This window comes from Stenotrophomonas sp. 62841_Sma, from assembly GCF_056482945.1.
Window position 1 is genome coordinate 4,838,527 of record NZ_CM151224.1, and the last position, 6,944, is coordinate 4,845,470.

At 66.6% G+C, this 6,944-nt stretch carries 5 protein-coding genes; all 5 read right to left on the reverse strand.

Features of this window, described 5'->3' with window-relative positions:
* Positions 1 to 192: 192 nt before the first annotated feature.
* A complete protein-coding gene (mnmE, locus tag ACZK5G_RS22455; protein WP_182266967.1) occupies positions 193 to 1,542 on the reverse strand; it encodes a tRNA uridine-5-carboxymethylaminomethyl(34) synthesis GTPase MnmE in 1,350 nt (449 codons plus the stop codon).
* Between the two features lie 3 nt (positions 1,543 to 1,545).
* Positions 1,546 to 4,218 carry a polysaccharide deacetylase family protein gene (locus tag ACZK5G_RS22460; protein ID WP_478464891.1) on the reverse strand — a complete coding sequence of 891 codons (2,673 nt, stop codon included), beginning with the start codon at positions 4,216 to 4,218 and terminating at the stop codon, positions 1,546 to 1,548.
* Positions 4,219 to 4,333: 115 nt separating this feature from the next.
* Positions 4,334 to 6,049 carry a membrane protein insertase YidC gene (yidC, locus tag ACZK5G_RS22465; RefSeq protein ID WP_049399025.1) on the reverse strand — a complete coding sequence of 572 codons (1,716 nt, stop codon included), beginning with the start codon at positions 6,047 to 6,049 and terminating at the stop codon, positions 4,334 to 4,336.
* Positions 6,049 to 6,543, reverse strand: coding sequence for a ribonuclease P protein component (gene rnpA, locus ACZK5G_RS22470; protein ID WP_021203275.1), 495 nt, complete (start codon positions 6,541 to 6,543; stop codon positions 6,049 to 6,051). The genes yidC and rnpA overlap by 1 nt, the downstream gene beginning before the upstream one ends.
* 5 nt (positions 6,544 to 6,548) lie before the next feature.
* The gene (gene rpmH, locus ACZK5G_RS22475) at positions 6,549 to 6,689 is read right to left on the reverse strand and encodes a 50S ribosomal protein L34 (RefSeq protein ID WP_005411729.1); all 141 of its coding nucleotides are present in this window, start codon (positions 6,687 to 6,689) and stop codon (positions 6,549 to 6,551) included.
* Between the last annotated feature and the right edge of the window lie 255 nt (positions 6,690 to 6,944).

The following is a 6,944-nucleotide window of genomic DNA, read 5'->3' on the forward strand; positions in this document are numbered from 1 at the left end:
TAGTCGCCGACCTTGGTCGGCGCTCTGCCAACCGGCGTCCATGACCCCGGACGCCCTGTGCCAACCAAGGTTGGCACCTACCAGAGCGAAGGTTGGCACCTGCCAGGGCGAAGGTTGGCGCCTGCCAGAGCATGAGCCGCGCGATTGATCGATGACGGGGTCAGAGATCCCTCCGGGGATCTGACCCCGACCTTACTTGCCGATGCAGAAGCTGGAGAAGATCCTTCCCAGCAGGTCATCGGCACTCATCTGCCCGGTGATCTCGCCCAGCGCGTCATGCGCCAGCCGCAGTTCCTCGGCGGCCAGTTCCAGGTGCTCATGCGCCAGCTCACCATCGGCGCGCTGCGCATGTTCCTGCGCGCGCTCGATCGCATCGACGTGGCGCGTGCGCGCGGAGAACTCGCCATCCACCTGCTCGCCTGCCCCGGCCGACGCAATCGAACGCAGGCGCGCATGCAGATCTTCGAGTCCGGCGCCGGTGGCAGCCGAAACGAACACCCGATCCGGATCGTCCAGCGTCGGCAGCGCCGTCAGCAGATCCGACTTGTTGTGGATGTAGACCTTGTGCGGCACCGCCGCCACGGCATCGCCCAGCGCCGCTTCGCCGGCCGCTGGATCGCGCGCATCCAGCACGATCAGCGCCAGGTCCGTACGCTCGATTTCCACATGCGCGCGGCGCATGCCTTCGCGTTCGATGGCGTCGCCACCGTCGCGCAGGCCCGCGGTGTCGACCAGGGTCAGCTCCAGGCCGTCCAGGCGGATGGTCTCGCGCAGGGTGTCGCGGGTGGTGCCGGCGATGTCGGTGACGATGGCGCGTTCGCTGCCGGCCAGCGCATTGAGCAATGAACTCTTGCCGGCATTCGGCGGCCCGATCAGCACCGCATGCAGGCCATCGCGCAGGCGGCGGCCGCGCTCGGCATCCCGCCGCAGCAGGGCAAGATCGCCGCGCGCCTGCTCCAGGCCACGCCGCACCTGTGCCCCACCAAGCGTATCCAGCGGTTCGTCGGCGAAGTCGATCGCTGCTTCCACATGGATGCGCAGCAGCACCAACTGCTCGACCACCGCGTCGATGCGGCGGGAGAACACGCCGTCCAGCGAACGGCGTGCAGCGCGTGCGGCGCGGTTGTCACCCGCGGCGATCAGGTCGGCGATGGCCTCAGCCTGGGCCAGGTCGAGCTTGCCGTTGAGGAACGCGCGTTCGCTGAACTCACCCGGGCGCGCCTGGCGCGCACCGAGCGCGATGCAGCGCGCGACCAGTTGCTGCAGCAGCACCGGGCTGCCATGGCCCTGCAGCTCCACCACCTCTTCGCCGGTGAAGCTGTTCGGTGCCGGGAACCACAGCACGATGCCATCGTCGATGACCTCGCCGTCGGCATCACGCAGGCGCGCGTAGTGCGCGTGGCGCGGACGCAGTGCAGGTGCACCCAGCGCATTGGCAATCGCTGCAGCGCGCGGGCCGGACAGGCGCAGCAGGCCGACACCGCCGGCGCCGGGCGCACTGGCGATGGCCACGATGGTGTCGGTGCGGATCGCGTCGTTCATGGCTCAGAGTTTCTCCAGCTGCGCACGCGCCTGGGCCGCGCCGCTGCCCTGCGGCTGCAGCGCCAGGTAGGTGGTGTAGGCCTGTTTGGCCTTGGCCTTGTCGCCGGCGTTGAAGTAGGCGTCGCCCAGGTTGAGATAGGCCACGGCGCGCGAGGGGTCGATCTTCAGTGTGTTCTCCAGCCAGCGCGCCGCTTCGGCATAGCGCTGCTGGCGGTAGTAGACGAAACCGAGGTTGTTGGCGGCCTGGGCGAAGTCCGGGCGCAGCTTCAGCGCCTCGGTGAACTGGGCTACCGCTTCGTCGTACTGCTTCTCGCGGTACAGCTGCAGGCCACGGTCATTGGCCTGCTGCGCGCGCTGGCGGTCGGATGCCGGGCCGGCGGTGGGCACCACCAGCTTGGCCTTGCCACCCTGCAGGTCGGCCACGGTTACCGGTGCCTGGCTGCCCTTGGCCTCGCTGGCGGCATCGACCTTGTTGTTCAGCGCGATCGCATCGGCGGTCAGCTGCCGCGTATCGGCGTTGAGGAATTCCTGGCTGTCCGGCACCTGGAACACGAACTCGCCGCCCTGCGAGCCGGGCAGACTGCCGAAGGCCGGCGTCTGGTGCGAGACCGCGGACACCGCCGGCGCCACGTAGGCGGCCAGTTCGGTACCGGTGATCAGGCCATCGCCGTTGAGGTCGCCCTTGCCGGCCAACGCCTGCAGCAGCACCCAGGTGAACACCGAGTGGCCGTTGGGGCCGGCATCGGCCACCTGCTGGTCGGCACCACCGGCGGTCAGCATCTGCCGCGCGCTGCGGCGGGCGTTCTCGCGCAGGAACGACGACGACGAGGGACCGCCACGGGTCAGGCCCAGGCCGCTGTAGCAGGCATCCATCACGAACATCACATGCTTGGCCTGCATGCTTTCGGCGATGTTCTGGATGTCGGTCATCGCGATCGCGTCGGTGGCAAATTCCTTCGGATCCGAATCGACCGGAATGATGTAGCCGAGATCGCGCCCGGAGGCGAGCTGGCGAGTCGCGCCATGGCCGGCGAAGAACACGAAGACGCGGTCGTTCTTGCCGGTGCGGTCATCGGCCAGGCGGTCGTGGAAGGCGGCCAGGATGTTGTTGCGGGTCGCCTGCTCGTTCTTCAGCACGATCACCTGCGAGGACGGGAAGCCGAATTGCCCGGTCAAGGTATCGGCCACTGCCTGAGCATCATGGCTGGCGTACTCCAGCTTCGGCCACTTGGCGTAGTTGTCGATGCCGACCACGATCGCCCACGACTTCTCGTAGCCGGTGGTGACGGTGGCGGCACCGGCGTCGCCCTTTCGCGCACGGGTGACGGTGAAGTCGCGGCCATTCCAGCCGGCGAACTGGTAGCCATCGGCGATCAGCCGGTCGAGGATCTGCGGCAGCGCCTTCACCGCACGATCGTGGATGTCGTGGAACAGGATGATGCCGCGCTGTTCCTTGTTCACCTGGTCGAGTACGCGCTGCACGATCGATTCCGGCACCGGGTCGGCCCAGTCCATCGAGTCGATGTTCCACATGATCGACTTCAGCCCGGCTTCGTTGAGCAGCTGCAGGCCTTCAGCATTGCGCGCGCCATACGGGAAGCGGAACAGCGGCGCGCGCTTGCTGTCGACATCCTTCAGCAGCGTGTCGGTGTCGAGTACCTGCTGGCGCAGCGCATCCCCGGTGGTGCGCGACAGCTGGGCATGGGTCAGGCTGTGGTTGCCCACAGCGTAGCCCTCCTCCATCAGGTTGCGGCTGATCTTCGCCATCGGGCCCAGGCTGACCTTGCCGTCGGCCTCGACCTTGCCCAGGTTGCGACCTACCTCGAAGAACACGCCCGGCACGTCATAGCGCTTGAGGATGGCCACCACTTCATCGGTGTAGGCCTTGTGCGGGCCATCGTCGAAGGTCAGCACCACGGTCTTGGCCGGCAGGTCGCGGCCGAAGATTTCGCGGTCGCTGTCCTTCATGGACATCGGGTACGGCTCGATCACGCCGTAGTCGCGCAGGATCGCTTCGCGGCTGTAGTCCTTGTGCAGGTGCGCGATGTAATCGTCCCACTTCTCGCGCTTCAGCTCGATGGCGCGGGTGCGCTCGAAGCGGCTGAAGATGCGGGTCAGTTCCTGGTTGTAGTTGCGTTCGATCTCGTCGAGCGCCTCCAGGTCCTCGCCGATGCGCTGATGCAGCTTCACCGCCTGCAGCGACGAATCCGTGCCAATGCGCTCATGCAGATCACGCAGCACTTCGCGGAAGGCCAAGCGGTCGGCATCGAACAGTTCCGGCGCCGACTCGATGTAGTCCAGCACGGTGCCGAGGGTGGCGAAGCGCTGCGGACTGGAACCGCGCAGCAGGGTGTCGAACTGCGCGGCGATGGCCGTACGTTGTTCCAGGCCATCATGGAACAGCTGCTGGCCCACACGCGTGGAGGTGCCGCGGTCGGCGGCCGACTGCTGTTCTTCGTCGGCCAGCAGCACGATGATCCGACGGTAACCGTCGAGCTGCTTCTGCAGCGCAGCCAGCAACGGCGCGGCGGCGGGATCGGCGGCGGCCGCGGCCTGCGCGCTGGGCTGGGTCACGCCGGTTACCGGTGCCTTCGCGTCCTTGTCGCCACAGCCGGCAACGACCAGGGTCAACAACAGCGAGGGCAGGAACAGGCGGAACGACGACGCACGCGGCATGGCGGACTCGATGGATGGAGGAACGGTGTGCCGGCGATTCTAACGCCGCATGCGAAAAGCCCGCCTTGCGGCGGGCTTCTGCTGGGGTCAGCCGGCCAGCGGCCGGCTCTACCGATTACTTTTTCTTGACCGGGGCCGGGGCGGTGGTGGCCGGGACCGGCTCGCCGCCGTGGCGCTTGGTCATCCACCACTGCTGCAGCAGGCCCAGGCCGCCGTTGACCACCCAGTACAGAACCAGGCCGGACGGCATGAAGGCCATCATGACGCCAAACACCAGCGGCATGAACTGCATCATCTTCTGCTGCATCGGGTCCATGCCCGGTGCCGGGGTCAGCTTCTGGGTGAACCACATCACCGCCACGTTGATCACCGGCAGGATGAAGTACGGGTCGCGTGCGGTCAGGTCCTGGATCCAGCCGAACCAGGGCGCCTGGCGCAGTTCGACCGATTCCACCAGCACCCAGTACAGGGCGAAGAAGATCGGCATCTGGATGAGGATCGGCAGGCAGCCGCCCATCGGATTGATCTTTTCCTTCTTGTACAGCTCCATCATCGCGGTCTGGAACTTCTGGCGGTCATCGCCATAGCGTTCCTTCAGCTGCGCGATGCGCGGCTGGAAACGACGCATCTTGGCGCCGCTCTTGTACTGGGTCGCCGACAGCGGGTACAGCACCAGCTTCAGCAGCACCACCAGGCCGACAATCGCCCAGCCCCAGTTGCCGACCAGCTTGTGCACCTGGTTCAGCACCCAGAACAGGCCCTGGCCGATCACCGCCATCATCGAGAAGCGGCTGTAGTCGACCACGCGGTCCAGGCCCGGCACGTCTTCCTTGGCAATCAGGTTGACCAGCTTCGGGCCGACCCACAGGCGGGCTTCGGTGCTGGTGGACTGACCCGGGGCCACAGTGAAGGCCGGACCACGCGCTTCGATCAGGTCACGACCGGCCACCTGCGACAGCACGTAGTGTGCGGTCTGGTCCTTCTGCGGGATCCAGGCGGTGAAGAAGTGGTGCTGCAGCATCGCCAGCCAGCCGCCGGTGATGTTCTGGTTCAGCGTGCCGTCTTCCAGGTAGTCCTTGAACGCACGACGCTGGTACTTCTTGTCGTTGTCGTACCAGGTGGCACCGTTGAAGCTGAAGGAATCCGGGTTGGTCATGCTCCGCGACAGGATGGTCGGGGTGCGGTCCAGGGTGCGGTAGACGTAGCCGTTCCACGGCGCGGCGCCGGCGTTGCTGACTTCATCCTTGAAGCGCACGGCATACTCGTTGCGCGAGACGGTCAGCGTGCGCTTGATGGTCACGCCGTTGTCGGCGGTCCACACGAACGGGATCTGCAGCTCGTTCTGGCCCTTGGCCAGCACGAAGTCCTTGGTGTCACCGACCAGCTTGAAGCCGTCGGCGCCGGGGACCGGGGTGTTCTTGTCTTCGCTGGCCCAGCCACTGATCGCGCTGTACGGGTGCGCGGGGTCTTCGGTCAGCAGGCGGACCGGCGGGCTGCCTTCGTCCTTGGTCTGCGGGAACTGCAGCAGCTCGGCATCGAGCACGCGGCCGCCGTCGAGCACCAGACGCAGCACGTCGGTGGTGACGGTCACGCGCTGGCTGGCCGGGGTGGCGCTGGCCTGGGCCTGCACGGCGGCCTGGCCGGGGGCACCCGGCACCTGGGCGCTGGGGATGGCGCCCGGGGTTGCGCCCGGAACGCTCTGTGCGGCGGCCGGGGCCGACGTGGTCGTCGGTGCCGGGGTCGGAGCAGCCTTTTCACGGCTCCACTCCATCCACAGCAGCACGGCCACCATCAGCCAGGCAAAAATGAGGAATACGCGGGTCTGGTTCATCAGCGGACAGGCTCGGCGGGGCCGGGACGCGATGCCGGCTCGGTCAAAGAAGGAGTTGCGATGCCATCAGGCGGCGGCATTGTGCCGTCCACGCCCGGCGTGGGCAATGCACGCAGGCGACGCAGCAGGCGCAGGAAGGCCTGGCGGATCTCGTCGTTGCTGGCGGAACGCGCAGCACTTCGAGCCACGACGACAAAGTCGCCTGGCTGGATGTCGGTACGTGTCTGACGCAGGATGTCGCGCAGGACGCGCTTGATCCGGTTACGCCCGACGGCGTTCGGATCAACCTTGCGGGAAACCGCCAGACCCAGCCTGGCCGGCCGGTCAGCCGGCAGCCAGTGCAGGGTCATCAGCGGATCGGACACACGGCGGGCGCCGTTGAAGACCGTTGAGTATTCGGCACGCGTGCGAACCCGCGCAGAGCGAGGGAATCGCTTGCGCGGGTCTGCAGTATTCACTGTCGAAGGGATTGCGTCTGCCGCGATGTGCGGCATGGCAATCAGGCGCTCAGGACTTTGCGGCCCTTGGCGCGGCGACGCGACAGGATCTTGCGGCCGTCAGCGGTCTTCATACGGGCACGGAAGCCGTGGTCGCGCTTACGCTTGAGGTTGCTGGGCTGGTAGGTGCGCTTCGTGGCCATTGGGGGCCTCTCGTATGAATGGGACGGAAAGAACCGGAAATTCTAGAGAGGTACCCCGCCCCAAGTCAACCCCTGGCAGCTACGCGAATTCACTGGGCTGTGCAATAGCTGTGGATGTTTTTGTGAATAAGTAGGGGACAAGCATTCCGAAGGCGGGCGCTCGGTGGTAGTCTGAGCCATCCATTTCCCCCCTTTCCGGCCTGTGTTTGGGCGCCTTGTCGCGTCCATGCCCCGGCCACCGGACGATTATTGCTG